Below are 15,644 nucleotides of genomic sequence, written 5' to 3'. Positions count from 1 at the left end.
GACGTGTCCTGTCTCGTTCGTACAATCTCTGTTCGTCCCATAAAATGCCGGACTCGATGTTAACCTTAGACGTCCGTCAAAACCAACCAGTGAGAGTCTTTTGAAATACCGCGACCTGCGCGATTTTATGACGCAACTTGAAAGCGCCGGCCAGCTCAAGCGCATTGCTCACCCTGTTTCGACGGCGCTGGAAATGACCGAAATCAGCGATCGGGTGCTGCGCGCACAAGGCCCCGCCCTGCTGTTCGAAAACCCGGTACACGAAGGCCGGCCCGCCTCGATGCCGGTGCTGGCCAACCTGTTTGGCACCCCGGACCGCGTGGCCCAAGGCATGGGGGCCGACAGCGTAAACGCCCTGCGCGACATCGGTGAGCTGCTGGCCTCGCTACGCGAACCCGAAGCCCCCCGCGGGCTGCGCGACGCTTTCGCCAAAGTGTCCATGCTCAAATCAGCGCTTTGGGACATGAGCCCAAAGCGCATTCGCAACCCGGCCTGTCAAGAGGTGGTGCTTGAAGGCGCAGACGTAGACCTTAACGCCATACCGCTGCAAACATGCTGGCCCGAAGACGCCGCCCCCCTGCTTACCTGGGGCCTTGTCATTACGCGCGGGCCCAACGCCCGCCGTCAGAATTTAGGCATTTACCGTCAGCAGCTCATCGGCCGGAACAAACTCATTATGCGATGGCTTTCGCATCGCGGCGGCGCGCTCGACTTTCGTGACCACGCCTTAGCCAACCCCGGCACGCCTTTTCCCATTGCGGTCGCACTGGGCGCCGACCCGGCCACCACTCTGGGCGCCGTCACCCCCGTACCCGACAGCCTTTCCGAATATCAGTTTGCAGGGCTGCTGCGTGGCTCGCGCACCGAGGTGGCCGACGCCCTGGGAAGCGACCTTACCGTTCCTGCCTTTGCCGAAATCGTGCTTGAGGGCCACATACTGCCCGCAAACCACCCCGACGCCATTGCGCCACAGGTACCCGAAGGCGTCAGGCCGCCCGCCGACACCGGCTACGAGGTGGCCCTTGAAGGCCCTTACGGCGACCATACCGGCTACTACAACGAGCAAGACTGGTTTCCGGTATTTACCGTCGAGCGCATCACTATGCGGCGCAACCCCATTTACCACAGCACTTACACCGGCAAGCCGCCAGACGAACCCGCCGTGCTTGGGGTGGCCCTGAACGAGGTGTTCGTACCCTTGCTGCGCAGACAACTACCTGAGATTGTCGATTTTCATCTTCCGCCCGAAGGCTGCAGTTACCGCCTGGCCGTTGTGTCGATACGAAAGCAATACGCCGGCCATGCCAAACGGGTCATGTTCGGCCTCTGGAGCATACTTCGCCAGTTTATGTACACCAAGTTCATTATCGTGGTGGATGACGACATCGACATACGCGACTGGAAAGAAGTGATCTGGGCCATGACCACCCGCATGGATCCGGCCCGCGACACCCTGCTTGTTGAAAACACGCCCATCGACTACCTGGATTTTGCGTCGCCCGTGTCGGGGCTTGGCGGCAAGATGGGCATGGATGCCACCAATAAATGGCCGGGCGAAACGCAACGTGAGTGGGGCCGCCCCATAGAAATGGACCTGGCCGTCAAGGCCCGTGTAGACGCCATGTGGAGCCAACTGGGCCTTTAAGAAAACTCACGGTCGGCTTGTGCCGGCCGTGCATCGTTTCGGGCGCCCAGGCCTCGGGCCAGTTGCCAGCTGATCAGCAACCCCGCACCCATTCGCAACAGACGATGCTTTTTGCGCGCGCCCGAGAACAGCGTAGAAACCGCCGAGACCAGGAAAGGGTAGCGCTTCATCAGGCCCAGGCCCTGAAACAGCCAATCGGTAGGCCGCTTGCGGCCCAGCGAGGCAGGAAGCAAGCTGCGCAACAGGGCAGAAGGCTGAAGGTCGTTGCCCAGATGCCTGAAGCTGTTGCGCAGGGTCTGGCGTTCGATCGCTGCCCGGGCTCGCAATAGTTCGATATGCGCTTCGCGCAGACGGGCCTTCGTGGGTGTTCTAGCCATGCTGGTCTCCTGGCGGGTCGTCGGGCTCGCGCAAACGGTCGGCCAAGGCAATATCGCGCTTGAGTTCGTCCAGCGTGGCCGAGAAAGGGGGTGGACCGTTACGCAAGCCATGCCACACCCCAAAAAACAAGCCCAGCCCGCCTATGGCATAAACCAGCGCCAGCACAGCCAAGACCAGATAGCGTTCTTCGGTAGGCCAAAAATACAAGGCGACCGCGATTGAAAACACCAGCAGGGCCAACCCCAGCAAAAACAGGGCCCCCAACGCCATGCATAGAACCTTGACCACGCGCGATTTCTCGCCCACGGCCTCGAGCGAGAACAGCTCGAGCCGGGTACGGGCCATGGAAAGAATGGTCGTGGCAAGATCACCTACAGAGTGTCGTAGCGCCATAAATTCCCTTGGTTGTAACGTACGCCTGCACCATCAACGGCCAGGCGTACGCATTTCTTGCTAAGGACTAGCGGCGGCTGATAAGAATGCCCACAAGCAAGCCTGTCAGGCCGGCGATACCCACCGATTGCCAGGGGTTGTCGTGCACATAGTCGTCGGTAACGCGCGCGGCCTGACGGCCTTTGGCGACCACCGCATCCTGAGCCTCGTATAGCGCCACCCGTGTGCGGCGCAATGATTCCATGGCTTTGTCTCGCAGCTCGTTTGCTTTCTCGCCTGTTGTGCCTGCGGCTTCACGCAGTAGCTTTTCGGCGTCGTCAAGGCTCTCTTTTACACTGCTGATGAACTCGTCTTCTTGGGATTGAGGGTCGTTTCTGCGTCGTGCCATGGTCGGCTCCTTGTGAAGTATTAAAAAACTGCAGGCTTCAAGAAAATATTAGCAAAACCCTTTAACCTGATATTGATACGGATCAGCCAGGTGTTCAACAAAAAACGTGCCCGACGCTACAACGACCGTGCGCCGCCGGCCCCCCTGGCAGCCCCAGCGGTATTATTTAAGCTCGGAAACCTCTACCACAGACGGAACGCCCTGCTGCCGGCTCTCTTGTTTCATGACCATATTAAGTTCAGGACAGAACCAGTCTGTCACACTCGAACGGATTTCGGGAATGGGCAACACCAGCCCGCTGAACGATGCCTGCGTCGCTTCAACCACCCGCGAATAGCTGATGGGCCAGCACGATTGCGTACCGGCCGCGGTTTGTATGTCAGCCTTATGACCTACCGTTTTGGCACCCGTATGGACCACCACCGGCTTGGCATCGACACCCTTGTGATCGACATTGATCTGGAACTTGCGTGCCGGAAAGGTCTGGCCGACACGGTTAATGGGTTGGCCGTAGGAAAACAGGCCGAGCATGCGCAGGTCGAACTTGCCGTCAACCGGTTCGCGCCCGCCCTGGGCATTGAGGCGTTCAAAGGTCGTTTGCCCGTCGCGCAGCGTGATCCAGTAGTCCAGATCGGACTTACCCCCGGGCAAGCCCCCCAGGCCGAACGTGGCATTGCCCCGAACCCGTGCCTGACACTGCCCCGGCCCACTTTTTCTGACTTCAGAGAAAGACAGGTCGGCCCCAAGGCGCAGGGCCCCCGTACCGTCAAGCTTGACCCGGCCCTGATCGTGCATGAACGGTGCGTCGCATAAAGTTTGGCCCGCCGCCGGCCCGATGTAAAAGCCGATAAGCAGGAGCCAAACTGCAAAACCCGTTTTTGCCGCATTATGCATGCCAACCACCTTGTTCGAAGCGTAATGACTTCATGCTACCTTTTTTGTGTTGCGCATGCGGTACGCACAACACAAAATTTTTATCCATATCTTACATCCGTGCAGGCGGCGTAAGGGGGACTCAGTCGTCTTTTTGCTTGGTGCCGAAGATGCGGTCGCCGGCATCGCCCAGGCCCGGAATGATGTAGCCGTTCTCGTTAAGGTGGCGGTCGATCGAAGCAGTAAACACCTGCACGTCGGGGTGCGCCGCCTCGACTGCACTGATGCCCTCGGGCGCGGCCACCAGTACCAGGGCGCGAACATTGCGGCAACCCGCCTTCTTGAGCATGTCAATGGTGGCGACCATGGAGCCACCCGTTGCCAGCATGGGGTCGACAATCAGGGCGAGACGCTGATCCAACGCACCCACCAGGCGCTCAAGATACGGCTGAGCCTGCAAGGTTTCTTCGTTGCGTGCGATACCCACCGCGCTGACCTTTGCACCGGGAATAAGCGTCAGCACGCCTTCAAGCATGCCGATGCCGGCCCTTAATATGGGCACCACCGTCACTTTTTTTCCGGCCAGCTTCTCGACCTGAATCTGTCCGCACCACCCTTGCACCTCGCAGCTTTCAAGCGGCAGGTCCTTGGTCGCTTCGTAGGTGAGCAAGGCGGCGATTTCCTGAGACATTTCGCGAAAGTTCTTGGTGCTAAGGTCGGCGCGGCGCATCAGGCCCAGCTTGTGGCGTATCAAGGGGTGACGAATTTCATGTATGGGCATGGCTTTTATTTATTCAGTTCAGCATAAAACGGTTAGCGAGATGCCAACCACGAGATCAGGGCGTCGTCGAACGGGCGAATGGCCGTGGCGCGGTCTCCGTTGGCAACGCTGACGACAATATAGCGTTTACCGCTGGCTCCCAGCACATAGCCGGCCAGAGCACGGGCGTCACGCAGGGTACCGGTTTTAAGATGAGCCATGCCTCGAACCTGGTCGTCGCGCAGACGCCGGCGCATGGTGCCATCGACGCCGGATATGGCCAGCGACGAAATGTATTCAGGCATGAGCGGCGAATGCCAGGCCACCTCGAGCATGCCGGCCAAACCACCGGCGGTGACCCGTTCGGCACGAGACAGGCCCGAGCCGTTTTCAATATGCCAGCCCCGGGTGTCGACACCCTGGTCGCGCAGAATCTGCATGGCCGCCTGGGCACCCCGTGCCGCCGTGGCGGGCGTACCCAGCTTTTCGGCCCCCAAGGTCAGCAACAGACTGCGGGCCATGACGTTATTGCTTTGCTTGTTGATCTGGCGAATATTGTCGGCCAGGGTTTCAGAGTCGTTCCACGCGACCAATTGCGCGTTTTTGGGGGCCTGACCGGCTTCGATACCCTTGGCCAGCGTACCACCCAAGTCGCGCCAAAGCTGGCGAAACAAGGCGGCAAAGTGCTCGGTTTGCGACCGCAACAGCCTGTACACGGTAAATTCGCCGCAAGAGCCTGCTGCGGTGCCGGCCACCTCGACCAGGGTTTCGGCACCCGCCTGTCGAACCTGTACCGATACCGACGGCGAGCCGGGGCACACTGCATCGCTGTATCCAACCTGCCCCACGACACGCACGCCCGGCAACGGCGGGTCGAGTACAGGTATCCATTTACGCCCCACGGTGTCGGGCACGAACAGCACGCGCGCGGCACCCAGGCCCACCATCATTGCGTCGGGGCTGGCGTTATAGGGTCTGTCGCCCGCGTTGTCGAACGCGTCGGGATCGATGGCCACTTGGCCGAAGACGCTTCGGTCGACCACCACCTGATTCAGGTTTTTAACGCCACGCAGACGCAGTTCTCTTAGTAAAAACCAGAGCTCTTCGTGAGTAAAGAAGGGGTCGCCTGCCGCCTTGAGATACAGTGGGCCTTGCAAGCTGCCCTGCTCGTCGACCCGGGCGCCCCTGCCGGCCAGAAGCTCGGTACGCCAACGGTACTCGGGGCCCAGGCCGGCAAGGGCCGCCCACGTGGTGACCATTTTCATGACTGAAGCAGGGTTGCGGGGCACCGTCGCATTCAGCTCGATAAGGCGCGGGCCGCCGATTTCTTGTACCACCACCGACACATCGCCTTGCTGCAACCCCGCAGACCGCCATGCGCGTTCGAGCTCGGGCGGCATGGCCTGCGCCCAGGCACCCGTGGCGTGTACTAGAAACGCCAGCCCCAATACCGCCCCGCCCACGGCCGGCAGCATCGGAAAACGCCGCCAACGCTGCACAGCCGCCGGGATTTTTTCGTGGCTGCGTTGTTTTGGGCGGCGCCGGGCAACGATTAATTGAGCAAGCCTGGCAGCCAGGCCGGAAAATAGCGATAGATTCATCGAAACGAATGTAGGGGACGAACAGAAGAAAACATCAGCATACCGAAACTACCGCACGCCGGGGACAGCCCAAGCGTAAAAATCGCGGCACGGCTTAAAATGGCACGTTGACCTTAGCGGATTTTTACGCGTGACCTCTTCGCTTCAACTGTCGCAGTTCGACTACGACCTTCCAACCGAACTTATCGCCCAGACACCGGCCGCGTCTCGCCGCGAAAGCCGGCTGCTGCACCTGGATGCCGAGTCGGCCCTGCACGACCGACACTTTACGGACCTGCCCGCGCTGTTGCGTCCCAACGACCTGCTGGTGCTGAACAACACCCAGGTGATCAAGGCGCGCTTGCGTGGGCGCAAAGACAGCGGCGGGCAGGTCGAGGTACTGGTCGAACGCATTACGGGGCCCACCAGCGCCCTGGCTCACGTTCGAGCCAGCAAATCGCCCAAGGCGGGCACCTTGCTGCATCTGGCCGACGCCGCGCTGACAGTCACCGTTACGGGCAGGCAAGACGAGCTTTTCGAGCTGGAGTTTCCGGAACGGGTGCTGGACCTGCTCGACCGCCATGGCGCCACGCCGCTTCCACCCTACATTACGCACGAGGCTCAAAGCCACGACGACGAGCGCTACCAGACAGTGTATGCGCAGGCGCCCGGCGCTGTCGCGGCCCCCACCGCCGGCCTGCATTTTGACCAGGCCATGCTCGACACCCTGGCCGCCCAGGGCGTGCAGCATGCCTTCGTGACCTTGCACGTGGGCGCTGGTACGTTCCAGCCGGTTCGGGTCGAAGACCTGTCTCAGCATCAAATGCACGCCGAGCGCTTCTCGGTGCCCCAGGCTGTTATAAAGCAGATCGACGACGCCCGCGCCGGCGGCGGTCGGGTCGTGGCGGTGGGCACGACCAGCGTGCGAGCCCTTGAATCGGCCGCCGCCCAGACGGATCGCCACCACGACCCGCTCGAAGGCGACACTCGGCTGTTCATTACGCCCGGCTATCGCTTTTCATATGTCGACGCCCTGATCACCAATTTCCATCTGCCCCGCTCCACCTTGCTGATGCTGGTTTCGGCGTTGGCAGGCCTTGAGCCCATTCAGCGTGCCTACGCCCATGCGGTACAGTCGCGCTATCGTTTTTTCAGTTATGGCGACGCCATGTTTATTGAATCACCCCTATGACCGGCCTGAAATTTGAACTCTTGGCCACCGAAGGCGCTGCGCGCCGAGGCCGCATCACCCTGAACCACGGCGTGGTCCAGACCCCGATCTTCATGCCCGTAGGCACCTACGGCAGCGTCAAGGCCATGCTGCCCCACGAACTGAACGACATCGGCGCCCAGATCGTGCTTGGCAATACCTTTCACCTATGGCTAAGGCCCGGCACTGAGGTTCTGGAGAAGCACGGCGGCCTGCACGGCTTCATGCAATGGGACAAGCCCATACTGACCGATTCGGGCGGGTTTCAGGTGTTCAGCCTGGACGGCTTGCGCAAGATCACTGAAGAAGGCGTGAAATTTGCCTCGCCCATCGACGGCTCACGGCTGTTTCTGACGCCCGAAGAATCCATGCGCATCCAGCGCTCGTTGAATTCCGATATTGTCATGGTGTTTGACGAATGCACCCCCTACGAGATCGAGGGGCGACCGGCCACCGCCGACGAAGCAGCGCGCTCGATGCGCATGTCGCTACGCTGGGCCCGGCGCTCGCGCGATGCCTTCGACGCGCAAGAAAACCCCAATGCGCTGTTTGGCATCGTTCAAGGCGGCATGTACGAAAACCTGCGCGACGAATCGCTGGCGGGGCTGGTGGACATCGGCTTTCATGGCTATGCCATAGGCGGGCTTTCTGTGGGCGAGCCCAAAGAAGACATGATGCGCATTCTGGCCCATGTAACGCCCAGAATGCCGGCCAATGCGCCCCGCTACCTGATGGGGGTAGGCACACCCGAAGACCTGGTTGAAGGCGTCAGCCGCGGCGTCGACATGTTCGACTGCGTCATGCCCACGCGCAACGCCCGCAACGGCTGGCTGTTTACGCGTTTTGGCGATATAAAAATACGTAACGCCCGCTACCGCGACGACACCCGTCCGCTGGATCCTTCATGCTCGTGTCACACCTGTACGCATTTTTCGCGCTCGTACCTGCACCACCTGCAGCGAGCCAACGAAATCACCGGATCACGCCTGAACACCATGCACAACCTGCACTTTTACCTGGCGATCATGGACGAAATGCGCCAGGCCATTGAGGCCGGCAATTTCGAAGAGTGGCGCAAGCAGTTTGCTGAAAACCGCGCTCGGGGCGTCGAATAGCGTCGGATATCGCTACAATAGAAAATTCGCTTTTTCCCCACGCCGGGTTTTACAAATAATTTCATATCAGGAGCACCCTCATGCAGGCAGTCGATCTACTCAACCTCATACCCGCCCAGGCTGCGGGCGACGCCACCGGCGGACTGATGGGCATGCTGCCCATCATCCTGATGTTCGTCATCTTGTATTTCCTGATGATCCGCCCCCAAATGAAGCGCCAGAAAGAGCACCGCAACCTGGTTGCCGCGCTGGCCAAAGGCGACGAAATCATCACCTCGGGCGGCCTGCTGGGCAAAGTGACCAAGGTCGGCGACAACTACATCACCGTCGAAGTCGCTGAACTGGCCGACAAACCCGTCGAAGTCGTGCTGCAGCGCACTTCGGTATCCAACGTGCTGCCCAAAGGTACGATCAAGGCGCTGTAACCCGATGAACCGTTACCCCCTCTGGAAATACCTAGTCGTATTGGCCGCCCTGATCATCGGCCTGCTCTATACGCTCCCCAATTTTTACGGTGAATCACCGGCGGTACAGATAGCGGGGGCCAAAACCGCAATCAGAATCGACAACAGCGTACTCGAACGGGCTCAGCAGGTTCTTGCCGAACGGGGTATCGCCAACACAGGCGCGTATTACGAGCAGAACGGGCCCGTGGGCGCCGTACGCATACGTTTCGAAACGCCCGATATCCAATTGCAAGCCAAGGACGCCCTTGAAAAGGCGTTCAACCCCAGGCCTGAAGACCCCGACTACACCATTGCCCTGAATCTGCTGTCGGCTTCGCCCAACTGGCTTACCGCCATTGGCGCACGCCCCATGTATCTGGGGCTTGACCTTCGCGGCGGGGTGCACTTTCTGCTCGAAGTCGACATGCAAGGCGCCCTGACCGGGCGTTACGACTCGCTGGCCAACGACGTGCGCAGCACCCTGCGCGACGCGCGCATCACGGTTGCCGGCGTCGAGCGCAGCGATCACTCGATCGTGGCGCGCTTCGGCGACGCACAAAGCCGCGACAACGCCGCGTCGGAGCTGCGCCGAACCATGGCCGACATGGTGTTCACCACCGGCACGTCGGGCGACAGCTTCCTGCTGACCGGGGTACTGACCGAGGCCGCCGTCACCCAGGTTCAAAGCCATGCGCTGCGCCAGAACATCGTTACGCTGCACAACCGCATCAACGAGCTGGGCGTGGCCGAGCCGGTGATTCAACAGCAAGGGGCCGACCGCATTATCGTGCAGTTGCCTGGGGTGCAGGACGTCGCCAAGGCAAAAGAAATTCTCGGCCGAACCGCGACGCTTGAAATCCGCATGGTCGACGACTCTCCTTCGGCTGCGGCGGCGCTTTCCAGCGGCAACGTACCGTTTGGCCTAGAGCGTTACACCGACACCGACGGACGCCCGCTGTTGCTGCGCCGTCAGGTGGTGCTGACCGGCGAAAACCTGCAAGACGCACAGCCCGGACGCGACCAGCAAACGCAGCAGCCTTCGGTCAATCTCACGTTGGACGCCAAGGGCGCACGTATTTTCCGTGATGTCACGCGCGACAACATCGGCAAGCGCATGGCCATTTTGCTGTTCGAAAACAACAAGGGCCAGGTGGTCACCGCACCGGTCATTCGCAGCGAGATCCCGGGTGGGCAGGTACAGATCAGCGGCAGCATGAATGCCCAGGAAGCGGCCGACATCGCCCTGCTGCTGCGCGCAGGCTCGTTGGCCGCGCCCATGAGCATTATCGAAGAGCGCACCATCGGCCCCAGCCTGGGTGCCGACAACATCAAGATGGGGTTCAACTCCACCTTGTACGGTTTCCTGGCCATTGCTGCGTTCATCATCATGTACTACCGCCTGTTCGGCGTGTTCTCCACCTTGGGGCTGGCCTTCAACGTGTTGCTGCTTCTGGCCGTACTGTCGATGCTCCAGGCCACGCTTACCCTGCCCGGCATTGCCGCCATTGCCCTTACCCTGGGCATGGCCATCGACTCGAACGTGCTGATCAACGAGCGTATCCGCGAAGAGCTCCGAGCGGGGCTATCGCCCCAACAAGCCATTTATCACGGCTTTGAACGCGCCTGGGGCACCATCATCGACTCCAACCTCACTACGCTTATCGTGGGTGTTGCGCTGCTGGCTTTCGGCACCGGCCCGATTCGCGGCTTCGCGGTCGTGCACTGCATCGGCATTCTTACCTCGATGTTCTCGTCGGTGGTCGGGGTGCGGGCATTAGCCAACCTCTGGTACGGAAGCCGACGCAACCTGAAAAGCGTTTCGATCGGCCAGATCTGGAAGCCCAAAGAAGACTGACGCCGCATGCCGGGGCGCTAATGCGCGCCGGCCATTGATTACACAGGTACGAAACCAACATGGAATTTTTCCGCATCCGACGCACCATCCCGTTCATGCGCCACGCGCTGGTGCTGAACCTGATCAGTCTGATCACTTTTGCGCTGGCCGTCTTCTTCATTGCCACCCGGGGCTTTCATCTTTCTATTGAATTCACCGGCGGCACGGTCATGGAAGTGCATTACTCGCAGGCCGCCGAAGCCGATAAGGTGCGCGAGGCAGTCGCTTCGCTGGGCTATACCGACTTTCAGGTGCAAAATTTCGGCACCTCTCAAGACATCATGATCCGTCTTCCGGTACGCGAAGGCCAGGACTCTGCCGCGCAAAGCGAAATCGTCATGAAGGCGCTTCAGGCGCAATCGCCCGACGTCGAACTGCGCAGGGTTGAGTTCGTTGGGCCGCAGGTGGGGCAAGAGCTGGTCACCAACGGACTCTTGGCGCTGTTGTTCGTGGTGGTGGGCATCATGATCTACCTTGGTCTGCGCTTCGAATGGAAGTTCGCCGTGGCGGGCGTGGTGGCCAACCTGCACGACGTCATCATTATTTTGGGGTTCTTCGCCTTCTTCCAGTGGGAGTTTTCGTTGGCGGTGCTGGCCGGGGTGCTGGCGGTGCTGGGTTACTCGGTGAACGAGTCAGTGGTTATCATGGACCGCATCCGAGAGAACTTTCGCAAGCAACGAACCTCGTCCGTTCAAGAGGTGATCAACAGCGCCATTACTCAGACCATCTCGCGAACCATCATTACCCACGGGTCGACCCAAATGATGGTGCTGTCGATGTTCTTCTTCGGCGGCCCCACTTTGCACAACTTCTCGCTGGCGCTGACCATCGGCATCTGGTTTGGCATTTATTCGTCGGTATTCGTGGCCGCCGCCATTGCCATGTGGCTGGGCGTCAAACGCGAAGACCTGGTCAAGCCCATTAAAAAAGACGACCCCGCCGCCGAGCTCGAGTAACTCCGACCCTAGCGGGGGTCCACCGCTCACTTTCAAGGCCTCTTTGCCATCTGGCAAAGAGGCCTTTTGTTGCGGCTATATGCGGTTTCAATCAGGCCGGGCCTTCTATATATCCAAAGCGCATAACCAAATTTCCTTATATTCTTTAGATATTTCTTTTGGCTCTTATAGAATAATTGGAAATAAAGAACCGGCCAACGACACTTCAGCTGACCATTCCGGTTCTTCCTTTTATTTCCTAAAGATTCCCATGAGCCGACTGACCATACAAACGATTGAAACCGCCGCCGACGAAGCCAAAGAGCGTCTTAGCAACGCCCAGAAGGCCAACGGCTTCTTGCCCAATTTGCTGGGTGTCCTGGCCAATGCCCCTACCGCCCTGGAAACCTACCAGGTCGTGGGCGGCATCAACGCCCGCACCTCGCTTAGCGGCGCCGAGCGCGAAGTCGTGCAAATTACCGCTGCAAGGCGTAACGATTGCGGCTTTTGCGTGGCCGGCCACACCGCCCTCGCCCGCAAAAAGCTGGCCATGCCCGAAGACCTTATCGAGGCGTTGCGCAACACCCAGGCCTTAAGCGACCCCAAACTGAACGCGCTGGCCGTGTTCACCCTGGCCGTAATGGAAAACCGCGGCCAGGTCAGCGACGAAGACCTCAAGGCATTCTTTGACGCAGGCTACACCCAACAAGCCGCTGTCGAAGTGGTGCTGGGCGTAAGCCTGGCCACCCTGTGCAACTACGCCAACAACTTGGCCAAAACGCCCATCAACCCCGAATTGCAAGCTTTCGCTTAACCCAAGGACATCGCAGTGACCCAAGCCGTCTCCGGCCGTACCGTGCCGGCCCCCATCGCCCAGCTTATTCAAACCGAACTCGCGCCCCAGGTGCAGGCCATCGATCGCGAAGGCCTTTACCCCGAGCAGTTCATGCGCAAGCTGGGCGCCCTGGGCGGATTCAGCTCGGCCTTGCCGCCTGAGTCCGGCGGAAGCGGCGCGGGCCTGGCCGCTCAGATCGGCATTACGGCGGCCGTGGCCGAGCAATGCGGCTCTACCGCTTTTTTGGTGTGGTGCCAGTCAAGCTGCGCCTGGTACTTGCAGAACAGCGATAATCAGGCGGTGCGCGACCTGTACCTGAACGACGTTGCACAAGGCCGCTTGCTGGCCGGCACCGGCATGTCCAACGCTGTAAAACATTTGGCAGGCATCGAAAAAATCCATCTGCGCGCCCGCCGCGAAGGCGACGGCTACGTGGTAAACGGCTCGTTGCCCTGGGTTTCAAATGTCGGCAACGGCCACTTGGCCATTGTGGCGGCGGCGGTCGAAGACGAAGGCTACATCATGTTCGCCACCCCCAGCTCGGCTCAAGGTTTCGAGTCGCGGGCCTGCCTGGAGTTTTCGGGCCTTGAAGGCACTCAAACACTTAACCTTCGCTTTCAGAACGTGTCGGTGTCTGCCGAAAACGTGCTGGCTCACCCCGATCAGTTCAAGCAGTACATTCGTCGCATCAAACCCGGCTTTGTACTGGGGCAAATCGGCATGGGCATGGGCATTGTTCAAGCCTGCCTGGGCATCATGCGCGACAGCAACGGCAGCGTCGGCCATGTCAACGCCTTTCTCGACGACCAAGAACCGGAACTGGTCCAGTTACTTGCCGACGTACAAGCCCAGGTCGACACCCAGGCTCCGTCTGCACAAACCGGCTCGGCCGACATGCTGCAGGTGCTTAAGGCACGCGCCGCCATCAGCGAGCTCACCCTTAAGGCCGCTAATTCGGCGGTGCTTCATGCAGGTGCCAAGGGCTATCTCATGATCCACCCCGCCCAGCGCAGGCTGCGCGAAGCGGTCTTTGTCGCCATTGTCACCCCGGCCCTCAAGCATCTGCGCAAAGAGATTCGCGACCTTGAAGCGCGCGCACAGTCCGACACCCTTCACACCGAAGCCGCCTAGGCTTTTGCAACCTACTCGAGACATCCATGGCAGTTTCCTTATCGCAAACGCCCACCGTCTTGCAGGCGCAATCCATCGAATTGCGCTACAAGCGTGGCAACGGGCAACCTAACACTGTGTTGCGCGATTTCTCCATGCAGCTGCATCAAGGCGAAATCGTGGCCGTGCTGGGCCCAAGCGGGGTCGGAAAATCGTCGCTGCTGCGTGTGCTGGCCGGCCTGCAGCAAGCGCAGCACGGCGCGGTCCGGGTACATGGCGAACTGTTGCGGGGCGCCCACCCCAGACTAAGCTTTGTGTTCCAGGACCCCAGCCTGCTGCCTTGGCTGAACCTCGAAGAGAATGTGGGCTTTGGGCTGGATTTCAAACATCAACCGGCCATCAGCAAGGCCGAAAAAAAAGCACGCATTGCAGCGGCCATTGCCGATGTCGACCTGACCGAAGCGGCTGAGCGCTATCCGTCCGAGCTGTCGGGCGGCATGGCTCAGCGAACCGCCCTGGCCCGCAGCCTGGCTCGTCAGCCCGAAATTTTGCTGCTCGACGAACCTTTCAGCGCCCTGGACGAAGTTACCCGTGGCGATATGCAACACCTGCTGTTGCGCATTACCAAAAAGTACAGCACGTCGGCGGTACTAGTTACTCACGACATCGACGAAGCGCTTACGGTGGCCGACCGCATTTTGCTCATAGGCGGCAAGCCCGGCGAACTGATCGGTCAGTGGCGGGTTCCCGGCGTTCATATGCGCGACATCGTCAGCCCCGAAATTACCGCGATCCGCTTACAGATCATGCAGTTGCTGCGCGACTCGCGCGGCGTGGCCGAACAACAAAAACTTGCCGCATAAAACCAGCCCCGAAGGAACAAACCATGACCTTGCCCAAAGACGACACTCAATCTCGTCGACGCCAGTTTCTAAAGCTGTCTTCCATGTTCACCGCAATGGGTGCCCTGCCCTTGCTGCAAATGCAGAACGTGGCCCGCGCGGCCGAGCCCGACGCCCCGCTGCGCATCGGCTATCTGCCCATTACCGACGCCACGCCGCTGCTGGTGGCACACCACAACAAGCTGTTTCAGAACCAAGGCCTGGAAGTTGATAAGCCGCGCATGTTCCGCAGCTGGGCGCAGATCGTCGAAGCGTTTCTGGCAGGTCAGGTCAACGCCGTGCACCTGCTTTCGCCCATGACCGTCTGGGCTCGCTACGGCAGCCAGTCGCCGGCCAAGGTCGTGGCCTGGAACCACATGTCCGGCTCGGGCCTTACGGTTCAACATGAAATCAATAGCATCGAAGACCTGGGCGGCACCACCGTGGCCATTCCCTTCTGGTATTCGTTGCACAACGTCGTGCTGCAGCACCTGCTGCGCAGCAAAGGGCTGGAATCCATCAGCGACGGCACCCCCACCAAGAAACAAGTCAAACTCATTGTCATGGCGCCCTCTGACATGGTGCCCGCCCTGGCCAACAAACAAATCGCCGGCTATATCGTTGCCGAGCCTTTCAATGCCTCGGCCGAAGTGCTGAAGATCGGCAAGATCTTGCGTTTTACCGGTGACGTCTGGAAAGACCATGCCTGCTGCGTTGTACTGATGCACGAACAAGACCTGCAGCAACGCCCCGAATGGACCCAGAAGGTCGTAAACGGTATCGTGCAGGCCCAAGCGTGGATCCAGGAAAACCGCGCAGAAACCGCCCGCATTCTTTCCAAAGAGAACGAGCAACGCTACACGCCGCACTCGTACGAAGCGCTGGCCCAGGTGCTGCAGCCCGAACTGCTCAACACCCAGCTGTACGAATCGAACGGCGCCATCGTCAATACCGCCTGGAACGAAAAGCGTATCGACTTCCAGCCCTACCCCTTCCCCAGCTATACCGAAGAGCTTATCGTCAAGCTCAAAGAAACACTGGTCCTGGGGCGCAACGAGTTCCTGGCCGATCTTGACCCGGCATTCGTGTCCAAAGACCTGGTCGATGACCGCTTCGTGCGCAAGGCCATCGAACAAGCAGGCGGCCCGGCCAAGTTCGGCATCGAGTCGTTTGAGCGTAAAGAAATCATCACCACCTAAGC

16 protein-coding genes are annotated in these 15,644 nt (G+C 60.0%); 10 read left to right on the top strand and 6 right to left on the bottom strand.

Features of this window, described 5'->3' with window-relative positions; translation table 11 throughout:
* The first annotated feature begins 100 nt into the window (after positions 1–100).
* Positions 101–1,645 carry a 4-hydroxy-3-polyprenylbenzoate decarboxylase gene (gene ubiD, locus VL003_RS02720; RefSeq protein WP_325439331.1) on the top strand — a complete coding sequence of 515 codons (1,545 nt, stop codon included), beginning with the start codon at positions 101–103 and terminating at the stop codon, positions 1,643–1,645.
* On the opposite strand, the gene VL003_RS02715 is transcribed toward ubiD, so the two are convergent.
* The 6 genes from VL003_RS02715 to dacB form a co-directional block, all read right to left on the bottom strand.
* On the bottom strand, positions 1,642–2,022 hold the full coding sequence (locus VL003_RS02715) for a hypothetical protein (protein ID WP_325439329.1): 381 nt from the start codon (positions 2,020–2,022) through the stop codon (positions 1,642–1,644). The genes ubiD and VL003_RS02715 overlap by 4 nt on opposite strands.
* Complete coding sequence (locus VL003_RS02710; RefSeq protein ID WP_325439327.1) at positions 2,015–2,416, bottom strand: phage holin family protein; 402 nt, start codon at positions 2,414–2,416, stop codon at positions 2,015–2,017. Before VL003_RS02710 ends, VL003_RS02715 begins: the two co-directional genes overlap by 8 nt.
* Before the next feature lie 67 nt (positions 2,417–2,483).
* Positions 2,484–2,804 carry an ElaB/YgaM/YqjD family protein gene (locus tag VL003_RS02705; protein ID WP_325439325.1) on the bottom strand — a complete coding sequence of 107 codons (321 nt, stop codon included), beginning with the start codon at positions 2,802–2,804 and terminating at the stop codon, positions 2,484–2,486.
* A gap of 162 nt (positions 2,805–2,966) precedes the next feature.
* Entirely contained in the window at positions 2,967–3,698 is a 732-nt protein-coding gene (locus tag VL003_RS02700) for a hypothetical protein (protein ID WP_325439323.1), read from the bottom strand.
* Between the two features lie 121 nt (positions 3,699–3,819).
* Positions 3,820–4,458, bottom strand: coding sequence for a uracil phosphoribosyltransferase (gene upp / locus VL003_RS02695; RefSeq protein WP_325439321.1), 639 nt, complete (start codon positions 4,456–4,458; stop codon positions 3,820–3,822).
* A gap of 32 nt (positions 4,459–4,490) precedes the next feature.
* Positions 4,491–5,912, bottom strand: coding sequence for a D-alanyl-D-alanine carboxypeptidase/D-alanyl-D-alanine endopeptidase (gene dacB, locus VL003_RS02690; protein WP_414708224.1), 1,422 nt, complete (start codon positions 5,910–5,912; stop codon positions 4,491–4,493).
* A 256-nt stretch (positions 5,913–6,168) separates the two neighbouring features.
* Here dacB and queA point away from each other — a divergent pair, with 256 nt between their 5' ends.
* The 9 genes from queA to VL003_RS02645 all read left to right on the top strand — a co-directional run bounded on the left by queA (position 6,169) and on the right by VL003_RS02645 (position 15,642).
* Positions 6,169–7,209, top strand: a complete 1,041-nt coding sequence (queA, locus tag VL003_RS02685) for a tRNA preQ1(34) S-adenosylmethionine ribosyltransferase-isomerase QueA (protein ID WP_325439318.1) — start codon at positions 6,169–6,171, stop codon at positions 7,207–7,209.
* A complete protein-coding gene (tgt, locus tag VL003_RS02680) occupies positions 7,206–8,342 on the top strand; it encodes a tRNA guanosine(34) transglycosylase Tgt (protein ID WP_325439316.1) in 1,137 nt (378 codons plus the stop codon). The genes queA and tgt overlap by 4 nt, the downstream gene beginning before the upstream one ends.
* Positions 8,343–8,422: 80 nt before the next feature.
* Entirely contained in the window at positions 8,423–8,767 is a 345-nt protein-coding gene (gene yajC / locus VL003_RS02675; protein ID WP_325439314.1) for a preprotein translocase subunit YajC, read from the top strand.
* Positions 8,768–8,771: 4 nt separating this feature from the next.
* Complete coding sequence (gene secD / locus VL003_RS02670) at positions 8,772–10,643, top strand: protein translocase subunit SecD (RefSeq protein ID WP_325439312.1); 1,872 nt, start codon at positions 8,772–8,774, stop codon at positions 10,641–10,643.
* Between the two features lie 59 nt (positions 10,644–10,702).
* Positions 10,703–11,638, top strand: a complete 936-nt coding sequence (secF, locus tag VL003_RS02665; RefSeq protein ID WP_325439310.1) for a protein translocase subunit SecF — start codon at positions 10,703–10,705, stop codon at positions 11,636–11,638.
* Between the two features lie 250 nt (positions 11,639–11,888).
* Complete coding sequence (locus tag VL003_RS02660; RefSeq protein ID WP_325439308.1) at positions 11,889–12,431, top strand: carboxymuconolactone decarboxylase family protein; 543 nt, start codon at positions 11,889–11,891, stop codon at positions 12,429–12,431.
* A 15-nt stretch (positions 12,432–12,446) separates the two neighbouring features.
* Positions 12,447–13,583 carry an acyl-CoA dehydrogenase family protein gene (locus VL003_RS02655; RefSeq protein WP_325439306.1) on the top strand — a complete coding sequence of 379 codons (1,137 nt, stop codon included), beginning with the start codon at positions 12,447–12,449 and terminating at the stop codon, positions 13,581–13,583.
* A 26-nt stretch (positions 13,584–13,609) separates the two neighbouring features.
* Entirely contained in the window at positions 13,610–14,425 is an 816-nt protein-coding gene (locus VL003_RS02650) for an ABC transporter ATP-binding protein (protein ID WP_325439304.1), read from the top strand.
* A 23-nt stretch (positions 14,426–14,448) separates the two neighbouring features.
* A complete protein-coding gene (locus tag VL003_RS02645; protein WP_325439302.1) occupies positions 14,449–15,642 on the top strand; it encodes an ABC transporter substrate-binding protein in 1,194 nt (397 codons plus the stop codon).
* The last annotated feature ends 2 nt before the right edge of the window (positions 15,643–15,644 follow it).

It is taken from the genome of Pusillimonas sp., from assembly GCF_035515275.1.
Classification (GTDB): Bacteria; Pseudomonadota; Gammaproteobacteria; order Burkholderiales; family Burkholderiaceae_B; genus Pusillimonas.
Note: the sequence above shows the minus strand (reverse complement) of the source record. Positions and strands in the feature narration are given on the sequence as shown.